The 288-nt window shown below is 61.5% G+C and carries 1 pseudogene; it reads left to right on the forward strand.

Going from position 1 to position 288, the window contains the following annotated elements:
- Nucleotides 1-92: 92 nt before the first annotated feature.
- A pseudogene (locus tag ACZYSP_RS35525) lies at nucleotides 93-288 on the forward strand (DNA polymerase III subunit beta); the annotation flags it as partial.

Raw genomic sequence — 288 nt, forward strand, 5'->3', positions numbered from 1 at the left:
TGACCGCCGAATGTCATCAAGGGTGCCCCTCGCGACAGCGGAGAATGGCGTCTTACAGGCTGATTCACAGAGATAGAGAAGAGGAAGAAGACATGATCGTTTTGAAGGCAAACCAAGACAAAGTCCTCGCCGCGCTGCAGTCGGTGGCGGGCATCGTCGAGCGGCGACACACCTTGCCGATCCTGGCGAACGTGCTGATCCGCAAGACCGGCGGCCAGCTGCAGCTGACCACGAGCGACCTCGAGATCCAGATCCGCACCACCGCCGAGCTCGGCGGCGACGAAGGCA

This window comes from Variovorax sp. F042, from assembly GCF_057814215.1.